This is a genomic window from Rhodococcus sp. NPDC003322 (assembly GCF_053589555.1).
Genome location: NZ_JBSFSC010000002.1, coordinates 752,364 through 768,815 on the forward strand (window position 1 = coordinate 752,364; position 16,452 = coordinate 768,815).

The following is a 16,452-nucleotide window of genomic DNA, read 5'->3' on the forward strand; positions in this document are numbered from 1 at the left end:
GAGGCGGCCCTCCGCTACAGGCCGACCGTGTCGGCGAGCACGGTCAGGTGGTGATCGAACAGTGCCCGCGGATCGGAGAACGTGTCGGTGCCGTACTGCCCGAACACCTCGAACCCCACGGCGCCGAACAGCGACACCCACAGCAGCACCGCCCTGGCCAGCGCCTCGTCCGGCAGGTCGAGGCCCAGCTCCGCGCGGATGCGTCGGGCGTCGCGACGCAGCGACTCGGCCACCGGCGGGGAGAGCACCGCGCGCAGGGTTCCGGCGCGGTGGGCGTCCTCGACGATCCGGACGAGCGCGGTGATCACCCGGGTTCCGGGACCGGTGGTCCGCTCCGCGGGTGCGTGGTAGCCGGGCACCGGGCTGCCGAACAGCAGGGCGTAGCCGGCGGGTTCGCCGAGCGCCCATTCGCGGACCGCGTGCCCGAGTGCCCGCAGCCGGTCCGGCGCATCCTCGGTGTCGACGGCGGCGAGCGCGGCGTCGACGGCGTCGCCGAGTTCGGTGTAGCACTCGACGACCAGCAGGGTCAGCAGGTCGTCCCGGTTGGCGACGTAGCGGTACACGGCCGAGGACACGACACCGAGGTCGCGGGCGACAGCGCGCAGCGACAGCGCCGCCGCCCCGTCGCGGGCCAGGTGATCCCGGCCGATGCGGGTGATGTCGGCGAGGGTCCGTTCGCGGGCGCGCTGGCGGGGGGTGGCGGTCACGTCGTTCAGCCTGACCGCTGAACGTGAGCACTGTCAACTTTTGAGAGCACTGCTCTTGACTCTGGCGCGGCGGGGGTGCATTCTCAAAACGAGAGCAGTGCTCTCTAAAACGAAATCCGACAGCAATCCCGACCAAAGGAGAACGTCATGTCGACACTGCACGTGGTGACCGGGGCCGGACCGGTCGGCTGGACCGTGGCCACCCGACTCGCCGATCGCGGCGACCGGGTCCGCCTGCTCACCCGGTCCGGTTCCGGACCCGACCACCCCGCGATCGAGCGCCGCCGCGTCGACGTCTCGGTGCCGGGCGCCCTCGACGACGCGCTCGACGGCGCCGCCGCGGTGTTCCACTGCACCCACGGATCCGCCTACTCCGCCGCCGCCTGGCGCCGCGAGCTGCCGTCCACCGAGGCCGCGGTGCTGGATGCCGCCGGCCGCGCCGGCGCGGTCGTGGTGTTCCCGGAGAGCCTGTACTCGTACGGGCCGGTCGACGGCCCGATCACCGAGCACACCCCGCGCACCGCAACCACCGGCAAGCTCGGAATCCGCGCGGAGCTCCTGCGGGCCCGGGAGCGGTCCGCGACCCCGACCGTCAGCGTCGCCGCCTCCGACTTCTTCGGCCCCCACGCCCTGATGGCCCACGGCGGCGAACGGATGGTCGCGACGCTGCTCGCCGGCCGCCGGATCCGGGTGATGGGCGCCCTCGACGTGCCGCACTCGTTCACCTACGTGCCCGACCTCGCCGCCGCGATGATCGCCGCCGCCGACAACCGGGACCTGTGGAACTCGGTGCTGCACGCACCGACCGGACCGGCGGTGACCCAGCGGCAGATGGTGCAGGCGTTCGCGGACGGGGCCGGGGTCGAGGACCCGAAGGTCGGCGTGCTGCCGGGCTGGGCACTGCGCGCGGTCGGCCGGGTGCACGGACCGACCCGCGAACTCGCCGAGATGCTCTACCAGTTCGAGCGGCCCTTCGTTCTGGACTCGACCCGCAGCGAACGTCTGCTCGGCCTGACGCCGACCCCGCTGCCCGAGGCCGCGGCCACCACCGTGGCCTGGTGGCGGGACCGTGACTCCGCGCCCGTCGCGGTAGGGTCCGGCCGTGGGCAACACTCCGGCGGGCAACACTGACGTACCGGATGAAACCGGACGCCCGCACCACCGGCTGCGCGCGGCGATCCGCGCCACCCCCGGCCTGGGCCGCCTCGTCACGGTCCGCTTCGCCAGCCAGTTCGGTGACGGCATGTTCCAGGCCGCGCTCGGCGGGGCGATCCTGTTCAACCCCGAACGGAACACCGACCCCCTTGCCATCGCCGCCGGGTTCGCGGTCCTGCTGCTGCCCTACTCACTGATCGGCCCGTTCGCCGGCGCACTACTCGACCGCTGGGACCGGCGGGCCGTACTGAAATGGGCAAATCTTTTGCGGGGCACCCTGATCCTCGCCACCGCGGGATGTCTGCTCGCCGGCGCGCCGAATCCACCGATCCTGCTCCTCGCCCTCGCCGCCGTCGGGGTGAGCAGGTTCGTCCTCGCCGGCGTGTCCGCGTCCCTGCCGCACGTCGTGCGCCAATCCTGGCTGGTGTCCACCAATTCCGTGCTCGCCACCGTCGGCTCCGGCGTCTCCGCCGCCGGTGCAGGCGCCGCGGTGACCGTGATCGGCCTGCTCGGCAGCAGCGACCGAAGCTCCGGGATCGCGGTGGCGGTCGCGGCACTCGGTTCGGTGGTCGGCGCCGTCGCCGCCGCCGGATTCGCCCCGCACCGCCTCGGGCCCGGCGCGACCTCCGTGGTGGCGGGCTCCGCGGCGGGGGGCGTGGGCGGCACCGCCGCCTCAGGTGTGGGCGGCACCGCCGCCTCAGGTGTGGGCGGCACCGCCGCCGCGGCGCGGGCGGTGGCCGCGGGGCTCCGCGTCGGGGCCACCGCGGTGTGGCAGGCGCCCGGCGTCACGACTGCGATGACCGGAATCGGCGCGCACCGCATCGTGTTCGGAATCGACACACTGATCATGGTGCTGTTGCTGCGGGCACCGGCGGCCGAGGGCGCACTGCCCGGCGGGCTGGCGGGTTTCGGAGTGGCCGTCGGCGCAACCGCGGCGGGAATGCTGCTCGCCGCCGTCGCGACCCCGTTGCTGATCCCTCGGATCGGGCGCACCCGCACCGTGGTGCTCGGCCTGACCACCGCACTCGTCGTCCAGGCGACCCTCATCGCGGCCCTGACCCAGCAGTCACTGCTGATCGGGGCGTTCCTGCTCGGCCTCGCCGGGCAGACCGTCAAGCTCACCGGGGACGCAGCCATGCAGATCGACATCGACGACACCCGGCGCGGTCAGGTCTTCGCGCTCCAGGACACCGTCTTCAACATCGCTTTCCTCGCCGCGCTCGCCGCGGCGGCGACGGTGATCGCCCCCGACGGCCGCACCCCCGCGCTGGTGTACGCCGGGGTCGGCGTCTACACGCTCGGTCTCGTCGCGGTGGCCGCGAACTCGCGTCGCACCGGTTGAACCCCCATCACCATCGCCCTTGAAAACAGGGCTTTCTCAGTATGTTTCACTCACCGGGCGGCCTGCCCCGAGACGTCGAGCACTCCGTCCCCGTCCGAGTCCACCAGCAGCAGATCCATGCCGCCGTCTGCATCGGTGTCGACCTGTAGTTCGGTGACGCTGCCCCGGGTCGCGAGCACCGCGTCGACCGTACCGTCGCCGTCGGTGTCGAGCGGAGTGTCTTCCGGCGACCCCGCGGCAGGGGATTCGGCCGGCACCGGGTTGCCCCGAGGTGTCGGTGAGTCGACCTCGACCGCCCACGTGCCCGACCCGTCGGGATCGGTGAAGAATCGCACCGACTCCGATCCGGCGTCGAGGACGGAGAACTCGGCCACCCCGTCACCGTCGCGATCCCACAGCGCATCGTCGCGCAGGCCGTCCCCGTCGAAGTCGAGCGCGACGGCGTCCGACCCGCCGGGCTCGCCCAGGTCGAGGTCCGCCGTCGACACCCACTCGTGCGGGTCGTCGACGCCCGTTCCAAAGACGTACTCCACCAGGTCCATACGGGTAGGACGCACTACGGCCGCGGCCGGTTCCGCTCCACCGCGCTGTCGGTCGAACGGTCGACGTGGCGCGAGAGTCTCGGCGTGCGCTGTTAGATTCGACTCGCACGTTCGCCCGACCGGCCGTCACGGCCACCCGACCGAAGAGGGGGCTCGATGTACCGCCGGATCGGAGCACCGCTGTGTGCGCTCGCGCTCGTCGCATCGGGATCACTGCTGGCCGCACCGTCGGCGTCCGCGGCCCCGAGTGTACCGACCAACGCCTGCGGTGAAACCGGTTTCGACCCATCCGCGGCCGCCGGGGGCGGACCGGCCCTCCCCGGCAACATCGACATCCGGTACCCGTGGCCGCAGATCGTGCCGGTGCCGGTGCCCGACCCGCCGCAGGACCAGACCCGCGTACCGCAGGCGCCGTTGCCCGCCGACCCGTGCGCCGACCCCTGCCCGGATCTGACCGACCCTGCGCCCGAGGGACCGGACGGCGACCCCGGCTCGTCGGGTTCGGCGTCGTCGGGATCGGAATCGTCGGGGCCGGAGTCGTCGGGACTCGGGTCCACCGGCTCCTCCTTCGGGTCGTCCCTCGGGTCGAACGGGTCGTCGGTGCCGCGGTTCTCGATCACTCCCGACCCCGAGCCGATCCCGATTCCCGTTCCCGGTCCCGGTCCGTCCGAGCCGCTTCCTCCGGCGCCGGCACCGCAGTCGCCGCCCGTCGAACCGGCACCGGTGACCGCCGCCCCGCCCGCGGCTAGCGTCGAATCCACTTCCCTGGTCGCGCAGCTGACCGGACACGGTTCGATCAACCGCACCGACAAGCGCTGGCAGGTCAACGGCACGGACCTGGGCATCACCTGGGAGTCCAAGCCCGGAGAGGTGACGATCGCGTTCGGCGACACCTTCGGCAAGGACTGGACCCCGCCCGGAGCCAACGGCACCGACTGGCGCTCGAACGTGGTGGGACACAGCACCGACCGCGACCTGTCCGACGGGCTGACCATCGACTCGATGGTGCAGGACAGCCGCTGCCACGCCGCCGAGGTGCTCGGCAGCCGCAAGATCAAGAACTGGGAGACCACCACCATCCCTACCTCCGGCTTCGCGCTCGGCGACCGGCAGTACATGAGCTACATGTCCGTCCGGCGCTGGAGCGTCGTCCCCGGACTCTGGTACACGAACTACGGCGGGATCGCCTACTCCGACGACAACGGCCGGACCTGGACCAAGGATCCGTACGCCCGATGGGAGAACATCTTCGGGCTCAACAACTTCCAGGTCGCGAGCATGGTTCCGGCCGGTGACCACGTCTACCTGTTCGGCACCCCCAACGGCCGGCTCGGCACCGTCGCGGTGGCCCGGGTGGCGAAGGACCAGGTGCTCAACAAGACCGCCTACCAGTACTGGGTCAACGGCGAGTGGACGCCGGTGGGGGAGAAGTGGCCCACCCCGATCCTGCACGACACCGCCGCCGAACTGTCGGTGCGATACGACGAGGCGCGCGGGCTGTGGCAGATGAGCTACCTCGACACCGTCGCAGGCGCGATCGTCCTGCGGCAGTCGACGAGCCCGCAGGGCACCTGGACCAAGGGCGTCCCCGTCGTCCGGTCCGCCGACTACCCCGCGATGTACGGCGGCTTCATCCACCCCTGGTCCACCGAACACGACCTGTACTTCACGATGTCCGAATGGGACAGCTACAACGTCTATCTCATGCGCGCGCAGCTGAACTGACCGGCGAGGGCACACTGGTGCGATGACAGCCGACATCATCGCCCCCGCCGATCTGCTGACCCGGCTCGGTCGAGGGGAGGACATCGTGATCCTCGACGTCCGATGGCGGATCGACCGGCCGGACGGGCGAACCGAGTTCGACGACGGTCACATTCCGGGTGCGGCATATGTGGACCTGGAGTCCGAGCTCAGCGACCACGGCGTCCCCGGCCGCGGCCGGCATCCGCTGCCGAGCGGCGGCCGGCTCGCGGAGGCCGCGCGTCGGTGGGGCGTCCGCGCGGGCGTTCCCGTGGTGGTCTACGACGACTGGAACAACGTGCCCGCCTCGCGCGCCTGGTGGCTGCTCACCGCCGCAGGCGTCCCCGAGGTCACCGTCCTCGACGGCGGCTGGGCGGCCTGGCTGTCCGCGGGAGGGGCCGTCCAGACGGGCTCCCACGAACCGGAGATCGGCGACATCGCCTTCACGGCAACGGACCTGTCCGCCGCGGCGCTGCCGACCACCACGGCCGACGGGGCCGCGGACCGGGCCCGCGACGGGGTGCTGGTCGACGCCAGGGCCGGTGAGCGCTACCGCGGCGAGGTCGAGCCGATCGATCCGGTCGCGGGCCACATCCCGGGCGCGGTGAACGTCCCCGCGACGGAGGTCCTCGCCGCCGACGGCCGGTTCCGGTCTGCCGACGAGCTGCGGGCCCGCTTCGCCCGAGCCGGAATCGACGGCTCCCGGCCCGTGGCCGCGTACTGCGGCTCCGGCATCAACGCCAGCCAGCTGATCGTCGCGCTGCGGCTCGCCGGGATCGACGCGGCGCTGTTCCCGGGCTCCTGGTCGGAATGGACCTCCGACCCGGCCCGCCCGATCGGTTAGCGCTCGGCCCACCACTTCAGCAGCTCGGCCTCGGCCTCCTCGCGGGGCAGGGGCCCACGGTCCAGGCGCAGTTCCTTGAGGAACGTCCACGCCTGGCCGACTTCCGGTCCCGCCGGGATGCCCAGCAACTGCATGATCGCGTTGCCGTCGAGGTCGGGGCGCACCCGCGCCAGATCCTCCTGCTCCGCGATCCGCGCGATCCGCACCTCGAGATCGTCGTAGTTGGCCCGCAGCTTGGCGGCCCGCCGCTTGTTCCGGGTGGTGCAGTCCGCCCGCACCAGCTTGTTCAGCTTCGGTAACAGGTCGCCGGCGTCGGTGACGTAGCGGCGCACCGCCGAGTCCGTCCACTGCCCGTCGCCGTAGCCGTGGAACCGCAGGTGCAGGAACACCAGCCGGGAGACGTCCTCGACCATCTGCTTCGAGTACTTGAGCGCCCGCATCCGCTTGCGCACCATCTTCGCGCCGACCACCTCGTGGTGGTGGAAGCTGACCCCGCCGCCCGGTTCGTTGCGTTTGGTGTCCGGCTTGCCGATGTCGTGCAGGATCGCCGCCCAGCGCAGCACCAGGTCCGGGTCGCCCTCCTCGAGGTCGATCGCCTGCTGCAGCACCGTCAGCGAATGCTGATACACGTCCTTGTGCTGGTGGTGCTCGTCGATCTCGAGGGTCAGCGCCGGGATCTCCGGCATCACCCGGGCCGCGAGCCCCGTCGTGCACATCACCTCGATGCCCTCACCCGGGTACTCGCCGAGGATCAGCTTGTCGAGTTCGGCGCGGACCCGTTCCGCGGTGATCCGGTCGATCTGGTCGGCCATCGCGACGATCGCGTCGTGCACCCGGGGCGCCAGGGTGAAGCCGAGCTGGGAGACGAACCGCGCGGCGCGCAGCATCCGCAGCGGATCGTCGTTGAACGAGATCTCCGGGGCGGCCGGCGTGTCGAGGACGCCGGCGAGCAGCGCGTCCATCCCGCCGAGCGGGTCGACGAACTCCTGCTCACCAGACGGGCCGATGCGCACGGCCATCGCGTTGACGGTGAAGTCGCGGCGGACCAGGTCCTCGTCGAGGCTGGTGCCGTAGACGACCTCCGGGTTGCGGGTCACCCCGTCGTAGGCGTCGGTGCGGAAGGTGGTGATCTCGATCTGCTGACCGGCCTTCGCCGCGCTGATCGTCCCGAACGCGATGCCGGTGTCCCACTGGTTGTCCGCCCACCCCTTCAGCAGCGCCTGCACCTGCTCGGGCCGGGCGTCGGTGGTGAAGTCCAGGTCGGTGCCGAGCCGGCCGAGCACCGCGTCCCGCACGCTGCCGCCGACCAGGTACAGCTCGTGCCCGGCGTCGGCGAAGCGCGCCCCGAGCGGGGTCAGCACGTCCGACAGGCCGCGCAGGGTGACGGTCGCTGCGTCGAGCAGGCGCGCGCGACGCTCGGCATCGGGAGTTGGGGAAACCACGACTGTGCAGCTTACCGACCCGAGCAGCCACGGCCCGAGCCCGCCGACGGTCCACCGGTGTGGGATTCGGGAGCACCCGCACGCGACAACTAGTATCGATTGGGTGTCTCCTGCCGAACGCGCGAACCGCAGCCGCCGCAACCCGCGGCGTCGCGGTGGGCACGGCGACCGCCCGAACCCGCGAATGCGCACGGTGCGGGAAACGTCCGCCGGCGGACTCGTCGTCGACGGGCTCGACGGCCCGAGCGAACTGCAGTGCGCGGCACTGATCGGTCGCACCGACCGCCGCGGCCGACTGCTCTGGTCGCTGCCGAAGGGCCACATCGAGCAGGGGGAGACCGCCGAGCAGACCGCGATGCGTGAGGTCGCGGAGGAGACCGGAATCCGCGGCACGATCCTCGCCTCGCTCGGCAGCATCGACTACTGGTTCGTCACCGAGGGGCGGCGCGTGCACAAGACCGTGCATCACTACCTGCTGAGGTTCCAGGGTGGCGAACTGTCCGACGAGGACGTCGAGGTCACCGAGGTCGCGTGGGTGCCGCTGACCGAGCTCGAGTCCCGGCTCGCATACGCGGACGAACGCCGGCTCGCAGAGGTCGCCGGGGAGCTGATCGCGCGGATGGCCACCGGCCCGACCGGTGACGACACCTCGAACGTCGGCGACGGGACCCGAGAGAACGGATGAGGACGGCCCTACGTCGGCTTGCCGCGACGACCCTGACTGCACTGGCTCTCGCCGCCCCACTCGGATCCCCCGCCCTCGCCGGCGCGGCTCCGACGACCACGACACCGACGACTTCCCAGCCCGGCACGCGCCCGGGGCAGTCGCAGCAGTTCGTGTCCCTGACGGTCGACACCGTCACCCCCAGTACCGTGACCACGTCCAGTGCGCCGACCGTCACGGTCACCGGCACCGTCGCCAACGTCGGCGATCGCGCGGTCTCCGACGTCCAGGTGCGGTTGCAGCGGGCACCGATGGTGACGACATCGGACCGGCTGCGCACCGTGCTCGCCGCCGACCAGGACGAGTTCGACATCGTCGGACCGTTCGCCGAGATCCGGGACCGCCTCGAGATCGGCCAGTCCGCCCGCTTCACCGTCGCGTTGCCGCTCCGGTCGTCGGACGCGTCGTCCCTGGACATCGACGAGCCCGGCGTGTACCCGCTGCTGGTGAACGTCAACGGCACCCCCGAGTACGGCGGGGCCGCCCGCCTCGACGACGCCCGCTTCCTGCTCCCGGTCCTGGGTCTGCCCCGCGACCCGGATGCCGCCGACCCGTCCGACCCGGATGCCGGGCCGGTACCCCCGTCGACCACCGATCCCGTCGCGGTAACCCTGATGTGGCCACTCGCCGACCGCCCGCGGCTGGCGGCCGGGATCCCCGGGTCCAACGACGAGAAGGTGCGGCTCGTCGACGACGAGCTGGCCACGTCGCTGGCACAGGGTGGCCGGCTCGAACAACTCGTCGCAGCCGCCGACTTCGCCACCGGCGAGGACCTGGACCGCGACCGCCAGCTCGGGCGGAGCATGTGCCTGGCCGTCGACCCGGACCTGCTGGTCACGGTGGCCAACATGACCCGCGGCTACCTCGTCGTCGACGATCCCGACGACCCGACCGGTCCCACCCACGACGGCACCGGGCAGACCGCGGCGAGCGAGTGGCTGGGCCGGCTCCGGGACCTGGCGTCCCGGATGTGCGTCACCGCGGTCCCGTTCGCCCAGACGGATCTGACCGCACTGCACCGGGTGGGCGACGCGACGTTGACCGCCCGCGCGCTCGAGCGGCCCGCCGACATCGTCGACGGCGTGCTCGGCGTGACCTCCGTGCGGGGTCTGACGTGGCCGGACTCCGGCGTGCTCGACCCCGCCGCCGCGGCCGGCCTGCCGGGGCTGGGGCCGACGACACTGCTGGCCGCGAACGCGGTCACCGACACGACCACGGTCGCGAAGGTGCCACTCGAGGGCGGCAATAACGGCGGGCCGCTGTACGCGACCCTGTTCGACGTCGCCGCCGCCACCGCGTTGGCCGCCGTCGGCGCGAGCCCGCAGACCCCGACGTTCACCCCGGAGTCGGCCCGCTACGAGCTGGCCGGCGACTCCCGCACCGCCCGCCTGCAGGACGCCCTGGGAGCGATGACCTGGGAATCGTTGACCGCCCGCAGCACCGCCTCCCGGCTCGCCGACGCGGCGCCCCGCTCCCTGCTGCTGGTGCCGCCACAGCAGTGGACACCCGACGGCGACGAGGCCCGCGCGGTGCTGTCCACGGTGTCGACGATGCTGCGGTCCGGGCTCGCGACCTCCCGTTCCGTGCCTGACCTGCTCGACCTTCCCGCAGCGCCACCGCCGCTGCAGCTCGACTACCCGGACCAGGCGGCCGCGGACGGCGCCCCGGCGGCGGTCGCCACGGACGTCACCGCGGCGGCCCCCGAGATCGACGCGCTGACCGAGACGCTGGTGTACGAACCCCAGTCCGCGCTGACCCCGACCGATTTCACCGGACCGCTCGAGGAAGACCTGCTTCGCGCGATGAGCACCGCGGGGCGCCGCGACGCCGACCGGAACGTCGCGACGATCGACGCGGAACAGCGGGTCACGCAGGTGCAGGCCGCGCTCGGCCGGATCTACGGTTCGGTGACGGTGCTCGCCCCCGGTGGCGCGTACACCCTCGCCTCCGAGCAGAGCCCACTGCTGTTCGTCGCCCGCAACGACCTGCCGGTCGGCATCACCGTGCGGTTGCGGCTGTCGGCACCGCCGGGCATGACGATCACCGACATCGGCGACCAGCAGCTGCCTGCGCGCGGCAGCCGCGCGCTCCAGGTCCCGGCAAAAGTGACGGAGACCGGCAAGATGGTCGTCGACGTGGCACTGACCACCGCGAACGGCCGCGAATTGGGCGAATCGACCTCCGTCTCGGTCCGCTCCAACTCGTACGGCAAGTTGCTGGCGATCATCACCGGCGGCGCGGGCACATTACTGTTGTTGCTTGCGGGACGGCGGCTCTGGCACCGGTTCCGGGGTCAGCCGGACCCAGCGGACGAAGGGTACGAAGGCCGATGACGGGCAGCACGCGACGACCACCGGGCACCGGCCCGGAGCAGGCGCGGCAACCGGTCGAAACCGGTCGCGACCAGCAGCCTCATCCCTCACGGGCCCCCTGGGAGCGGAACCCGGCCGGACCGCCGCCGGATCCGCGGCGACAGCCGCCCGCTCCGATGCGGCCGTATCCACCGCAGCAGCCGTATCCGCCGCAGTCCCGGCCGTACCCGCCCCGGCCCCACCCGAATCAGTCGCAACCGGCACCGCCCCATCCACCGCAGCAGTACCCGCCGCGCCCCGCACCGGCGGCGGCGCCCGGCTCCGACGCCACGCGGGCGATGCCGCAGCGTTTCGTGCCACCGGTCGCCGAATCCGGCCCGCCGCCCCAACCGGTAACGGCGCGGCCGACGACGACCGCACCCCAGCAGGTGGTGCCGTCGACCGACACCGACGAGTACGACGACGACACCGAGCCGGACAACTCGAACTCCCGGCTGATCGCGTCGACCGGGTCGATCGCGATCGCGACACTCGTCAGCCGGATCACCGGGTTCCTCAAGCAGGTGCTGCTGCTGACCGCGCTTGGCTCGGCGGCGGCGAGCTCGTTCACCGTCGCAAGCCAGCTGCCGAACATGATCTCGGAGCTGGTGCTCGGAGCGGTACTCACCGCGATCGTCGTTCCGGTGCTGGTGCGGGCCGAGAAGGAGGACGAGGACGGCGGCGCCACCTTCGTCCGAAGACTGTTCACCCTGTCGGTGGTCACCCTCGGACTGGCCGCGACCGCCGCAGTGCTCGCCGCGCCGCTGCTGACCCGCCTGTTCCTGCCGAACGACGGCAAGGTCGATGCGCACCTGTCGACCAACTTCGCCTATCTGCTGCTGCCTGCCATCCTGTTCTACGGCCTGTCCGCGCTGCTCACGGCGATCCTCAACACCCGGCAGGTGTTCAAACCGGGTGCCTGGGCGCCGGTGCTGAACAACCTGACGGTCCTCGCCGTGCTGGCCGTGTACTGGCTGCTGCCCGGCGGTGACGAGGTCACCACCACGCGGCTGCTGGTGCTCGGCCTCGGCTTCACCCTCGGCGTGGTGGTGCAGGTGGTGACGCTGCTGCCCGCGATCCGGCGGCAGGGCATCAACCTGCGCCCGCTGTGGGGTCTCGACACCCGGCTCAAGATGTTCGCCGGCATGGGCGTCGCCATCGTGCTGTACGTGCTGATCAGCCAGATCGGTTTCGCGATCGGCACCCGCATCGCGGCGGACGCGGACGCCGCGGGACCGGTCATCTACCAGCAGGCGTGGCTGTTGCTGCAGCTGCCGTACGGCATCCTCGGCGTCACCGTGCTGACCGCGATCATGCCGCGGCTCAGCCGCAACGCCGCCGACGAGAACACCCCCGCCGTCGTCGACGATCTCTCTGTCGCGACCCGCCTGACGATGGTGTCGCTGCTGCCGATCGTGGTGTTCCTGACCTTCGCCGGACCCCAGGTCGGGCACGCGCTGTTCGGCTACGGCAACTTCGGCGAGCACGACGCCGAACGCCTCGGCCACGCGGTGAGCTGGTCCGCGTTCACCCTGATCCCGTACGCCCTGGTCCTCATCCACCTGCGCGTCTTCTACGCCCGCGAGCAGGCGTGGACGCCGACCTGGATCATCCTCGGCATCACCACGGTGAAGGTCGTGCTGTCGGTCCTGGCGCCGGTGGTGGCGACCGACGACGAGCAGGTGGTCAGCCTGCTCGGTGTCGCGAACGGTCTCGGGTTCACCGCCGGTGCGGTGATCGGTGCGGTGCTGCTGCGCCGCAGCCTCGGGTCGCTGCGCATGGCGAACGTCGGCAAGACGGTCGTGCTGGTGGTCATCGCCTCGGTGGCCGGTGGCATCGCGATGCTCGCCGCCGAGGAACTCCTCGGCCTGGACCGGCTCGGGGACCGGTTCGGCGGGCCCGGCGCCTTCGTCCAGGTCGGGCTGTGCGCCGTGCTCATGCTCGCGGTGACGTTCACGCTGCTCCGGATCGCCGGCGTCCCGGAGGTCGTCGCCGGGACGGTCGCGGTGACCCGCCTGGTCAACCGGGTGCTGGGCCGGACGCCGGCGCAGCCGGTCGTGGCACCGGCCGAGGCCGGAGCGGTCGCCGCGACGGCACCCGCCGCACGGTCCGACACGGGGTCGATGGCACGCCTCGACGCCGTATCGATCTACGAGGCAGACACCGAACTGCTACCCGTCATCGGGCGTCCTCTGGTAGAACGCGGCGGCGGCGAACAACTCCCGTACCCTGGTGCCCGACGTACCGGGGCGCCGACCACGGGAGATTCAAACGAGCTGCACGAAGGAGCGAGGGTGAGCGACGAAAACGTTGCCGGCGGCCAGACCGGCAGTTCCACGGTGGAGGCGTCCGCGCCGGCACCACGCGCATCCGAATCCGAGTCCACTCGCCCCGCCGACAAGCGTCCGGCCACACCGGCGAACGACGCCGACCAGCGTCCCGCCGACAAGCGTCCGGCGGACAAGCGTGCCGCCGACAGCCGGGTCCGCCCCGAGCGCGACCTCACCGTCGACACCGGCGTCATCCCGATCGGCTCGCCGCAGCTGCCCCCGATGCGGGTCGGCGACGGCAGCGGGACGGCACGCCGCAGCGCTCCCCGCGGCCCCAAGCTGATCGCCGGAGCCTCCGTCGCCGGTGGCCGGTACCGGCTGCTGGCCCCGCACGGTGGCGCCCGGGGCCTGAAGTTCTGGCAGGCCCACGACACCAAGCTGGACCGCGAGGTGGCACTGACCTTCGTCGACGCGGAGCAGCGCGCCGGCAACGACACCTCCGACGCCACCGGTCCGCAGGCGGTGCTCTCGCGCACCCTGCGGCTCGGCCGGATCAACTCGCCCGGCCTGGCCCGGGTCCTGGACGTGGTCCGCGGCAGCTCCGGCGGCATCGTCGTCGCCGAGTGGACGCCGGGCCGGTCGCTGCGCGAGATGGCCGACACCACGCCATCCCCGGTCGGCGCCGCCCGGGCGATCCGGGCACTGGCGTCCGCGGCGGAGTCGGCACACCGCAGCGGCAGCGCCCTGTCCATCGACCACCCCGACCGGGTGCGGATCTCCGTCGACGGCAACGCGGTCCTCGCGTTCCCCGCGACGCTGTCCGACGCCGACGCACCGTCCGACGTCCGCGGGCTGGGCGCGATGCTCTATGCACTGATCACCGCGCGGTGGCCGCTCGGGGAGCCGGCCCCGGCGCCCGAGTCCGGAGCTCCCGCCGACACCCGGCCCGTCAACACGGTCGGTGGCATGAAGCTCGCCGACCGGGACGGCACCGGTCCGGTCGAACCTCGGGTCGTGCGACCGGAAGTGCCGTTCGAGATCTCCGCGGTCGCGGTCCGGGCCCTGGAGAGCGACGGCGGCATCCGCACCGCCGCTACGGTCCAGCACGTCCTGGACCAGGCATCGGTCGTCGACCAGAAGACCGACATGATGCCCGCGTTGCGGCTCGGTCAGCGGCCGGCCGGTTCGACCGGACACGCGCTGTCCGAGGAGGAGAGCGCGGAGGTCGCGAAGACCCGCAGCAACCGGATGCTGATCGCGCTGTCGACGCTCGGCGTGCTCACCGTGATCGTGCTCGCGCTGGCCGGCTGGTGGCTCACCAACCTGTTGGCCGGTAGCAGCTCCGACGAGCCGCTCAACGAGCAGAACATCGGCCTGACCACCGGTCAGGAGGCACCCTCGGCCGCGACGGGCGCCGCCCCGGCACCGGTGGCACCCACCCCGGTGACGCCTGCGGGTGCGACGGTGTTCTCGCCCCAGGGATCGGCCGACAATCCGACCACGGCTGCGCTGGCGGTCGACGGCGACCCGGCCACGAAGTGGAGCACCGACGCGTACTTCGACCAGTTCCCGAGCTTCAAGAACGGTGTCGGGCTGCTGGTCGGTCTGGCGCAGCCGGCGCGGCTGAGCGAGGTCACCATCACCTCGCCGAGCGTCGGCACGCAGGTCGAGATCCGGACCGCGCCCAGCGACCGGCCCACACTCGACCAGACCCAGGTGATCGGCCGCGCGACCCTCGAGAACGGCGTCACGACCATCCCGGTGACCATGGACAGCAGCACCGGCCGCGTGCTGGTGTGGATCACCAAGCTCGGCACCGACGGCGGCAAGAACCAGACCACGATCGCGGAGATCGGACTCGAGTCCACTCGTTAGACACTTCGCTCCCGAGGGAGTGACTGGAGACCCCCCGGTCGGTTAGCATCGCGCGTGCGAATCAACAGGGGGATCGCCGTGGCTGGGTTGTCCGATGCCCAGCTGCTGGCGGCGCACGCGGCGGGGGAGCCACGTGCATTTGCGGAGTTGCTGGGCCGACATCAGGACCACTTGTGGCAGACGGCGCGCCGCACCAGCTACACGATCCAGGATGCCGAGGACGCGCTGCAGGAGGCGCTGCTGTCGGCGCACCGCACTGCCGCGACATTCCGGGAGGACGCCGCGGTCCGGAGCTGGCTGCACAAGATCGTCGTCAACGCGTGCCTGGACCGGATCCGCCGCAACCGCGCCCGACCGACGGTGCCGCTGGCCGAGGGGGAGGGCGCGGAGCCCGCGGAAACCCGCGACGCGATGGCGGAGCGGGAGACGGCGCTGACGATCGAGGACGCGCTGTCGACGCTGCCACCCGATCAGCGCGCCGCGATCGTGGTCGTCGACCTCGAGGGCTACTCGGTGGCGGAAGCGGCCGCGCTGCTGGGGGTTCCGGAGGGCACCGTGAAGAGCCGGTGCTCGCGGGCGCGTAACAAACTCGCGCAACAGTTGAAATACATTCGAGCAGAGCGGAACCAAATCGGCCCGCGCGGGGTCTAATCCTTGTGACGCACGGTGTGAACCGGCGCCATCGGGGAGGGTCCACAGTCAACGATCGCAGGGGAGGTGCCATGGTCGCCGAGGGTGACGACACGCTTCGCCCCCCGTTCACTCCCGAACAACTCGCCGATCTGCACGGTGACGTACTGCCCGCCGACGTGTCGGACCGGATGCGGACCGCCGTCGCGCACGACCCGGAGGCCCGCGCGACCCTGACCGCTCTCGACCGGGTCCGAGCCGAACTCGGCGCCCTGCGCACCGACCCCGCACCCGCGCCGCCTGCTCCCGACGATGTGATCGCCCGGCTGCACGCCGCGCTCGACGACGCCACGGCCGCCGGCGATCCGGCGTCGACCGTCGCACCGCGGACCCGCCGTTTCGACCCTGTTCGGGTCGCTGCAGCGGCCGCCGCCGCGCTGGTGGTGTTCGCGGCCGGTACGATCGGCTTCTCCCGAATCGTGGCCGACGACCCTGACACCGCACCCGGCACCACCGCGCTCGCCGATCCGCCGGGGACCGTCCAGCTGGGCGACGACCTGCGGCCCGACACCGCGCTCGCCATGCTCGGCCACACCGCGCTGGGCAGCCTTTCCGATCCGGGTCAGCGTGCGGAATGCCTGCGTGCCAACGGAATCGACCCAACGACGGCGCTACTCGGATCCGGGCCGGTCCGGTTGCGGGGCGCCGCCGGTGTGCTGCTGCTCTTCGCGGGACCGCGACCGCCTCAGATCACCGCGCTGGTCGTCCGATCCAGTTGCAGCGCAGACGATCCCGCGACCCTGGCGCGCGCCGACATCGGCTGACGC

12 protein-coding genes are annotated in these 16,452 nt (G+C 72.0%); 9 read left to right on the forward strand and 3 right to left on the reverse strand.

Annotated features, from left to right (window positions below; translation table 11 throughout):
* Nucleotides 1–14: 14 nt before the first annotated feature.
* Nucleotides 15–707, reverse strand: a complete 693-nt coding sequence (locus ACWDUM_RS09805; protein ID WP_450133829.1) for a TetR/AcrR family transcriptional regulator — start codon at nt 705–707, stop codon at nt 15–17.
* Between the two features lie 147 nt (nt 708–854).
* On the opposite strand from ACWDUM_RS09805, the gene ACWDUM_RS09810 reads away from it, so the two are divergent.
* Both ACWDUM_RS09810 and ACWDUM_RS09815 read left to right on the forward strand, forming a co-directional pair.
* Complete coding sequence (locus ACWDUM_RS09810) at nt 855–1,838, forward strand: NAD-dependent epimerase/dehydratase family protein (protein WP_450133830.1); 984 nt, start codon at nt 855–857, stop codon at nt 1,836–1,838.
* 34 nt (nt 1,839–1,872) lie between these two features.
* A complete protein-coding gene (locus ACWDUM_RS09815) occupies nt 1,873–3,204 on the forward strand; it encodes a hypothetical protein (RefSeq protein WP_450134193.1) in 1,332 nt (443 codons plus the stop codon).
* Between the two features lie 50 nt (nt 3,205–3,254).
* Here ACWDUM_RS09815 and ACWDUM_RS09820 read toward each other — a convergent pair whose 3' ends face one another.
* On the reverse strand, nt 3,255–3,746 hold the full coding sequence (locus ACWDUM_RS09820) for a hypothetical protein (RefSeq protein ID WP_450133831.1): 492 nt from the start codon (nt 3,744–3,746) through the stop codon (nt 3,255–3,257).
* A 156-nt stretch (nt 3,747–3,902) separates the two neighbouring features.
* Between ACWDUM_RS09820 and ACWDUM_RS09825 the strand changes: the two genes are divergently transcribed.
* Both ACWDUM_RS09825 and ACWDUM_RS09830 read left to right on the forward strand, forming a co-directional pair.
* Nucleotides 3,903–5,471 carry a DUF4185 domain-containing protein gene (locus tag ACWDUM_RS09825; protein ID WP_450133832.1) on the forward strand — a complete coding sequence of 523 codons (1,569 nt, stop codon included), beginning with the start codon at nt 3,903–3,905 and terminating at the stop codon, nt 5,469–5,471.
* 22 nt (nt 5,472–5,493) lie between these two features.
* On the forward strand, nt 5,494–6,333 hold the full coding sequence (locus tag ACWDUM_RS09830) for a sulfurtransferase (protein WP_450133833.1): 840 nt from the start codon (nt 5,494–5,496) through the stop codon (nt 6,331–6,333).
* Here the strand turns inward: ACWDUM_RS09830 and ACWDUM_RS09835 are convergent.
* Nucleotides 6,330–7,775: a CCA tRNA nucleotidyltransferase gene (locus ACWDUM_RS09835; RefSeq protein WP_450133834.1), complete on the reverse strand. Its 1,446-nt coding sequence runs from the start codon at nt 7,773–7,775 to the stop codon at nt 6,330–6,332. The two genes, ACWDUM_RS09830 and ACWDUM_RS09835, sit on opposite strands and share 4 nt — an antisense overlap.
* Nucleotides 7,776–7,878: 103 nt before the next feature.
* Here ACWDUM_RS09835 and ACWDUM_RS09840 point away from each other — a divergent pair, with 103 nt between their 5' ends.
* The 5 genes from ACWDUM_RS09840 to ACWDUM_RS09860 all read left to right on the forward strand — a co-directional run bounded on the left by ACWDUM_RS09840 (nt 7,879) and on the right by ACWDUM_RS09860 (nt 16,449).
* On the forward strand, nt 7,879–8,460 hold the full coding sequence (locus tag ACWDUM_RS09840) for an NUDIX hydrolase (RefSeq protein WP_450113842.1): 582 nt from the start codon (nt 7,879–7,881) through the stop codon (nt 8,458–8,460).
* Nucleotides 8,457–10,832: a DUF6049 family protein gene (locus tag ACWDUM_RS09845; protein WP_450133835.1), complete on the forward strand. Its 2,376-nt coding sequence runs from the start codon at nt 8,457–8,459 to the stop codon at nt 10,830–10,832. The genes ACWDUM_RS09840 and ACWDUM_RS09845 overlap by 4 nt, the downstream gene beginning before the upstream one ends.
* Before the next feature lie 317 nt (nt 10,833–11,149).
* Nucleotides 11,150–14,995, forward strand: a complete 3,846-nt coding sequence (gene murJ / locus ACWDUM_RS09850) for a murein biosynthesis integral membrane protein MurJ (protein ID WP_450133836.1) — start codon at nt 11,150–11,152, stop codon at nt 14,993–14,995.
* Between the two features lie 54 nt (nt 14,996–15,049).
* Nucleotides 15,050–15,646 (forward strand): RNA polymerase sigma factor SigM, encoded by a 597-nt coding sequence (gene sigM / locus ACWDUM_RS09855; RefSeq protein ID WP_450113845.1) that lies wholly within the window; start codon nt 15,050–15,052, stop codon nt 15,644–15,646.
* A gap of 71 nt (nt 15,647–15,717) precedes the next feature.
* Nucleotides 15,718–16,449 carry a hypothetical protein gene (locus ACWDUM_RS09860; protein ID WP_450133837.1) on the forward strand — a complete coding sequence of 244 codons (732 nt, stop codon included), beginning with the start codon at nt 15,718–15,720 and terminating at the stop codon, nt 16,447–16,449.
* Nucleotides 16,450–16,452 lie beyond the last annotated feature (3 nt).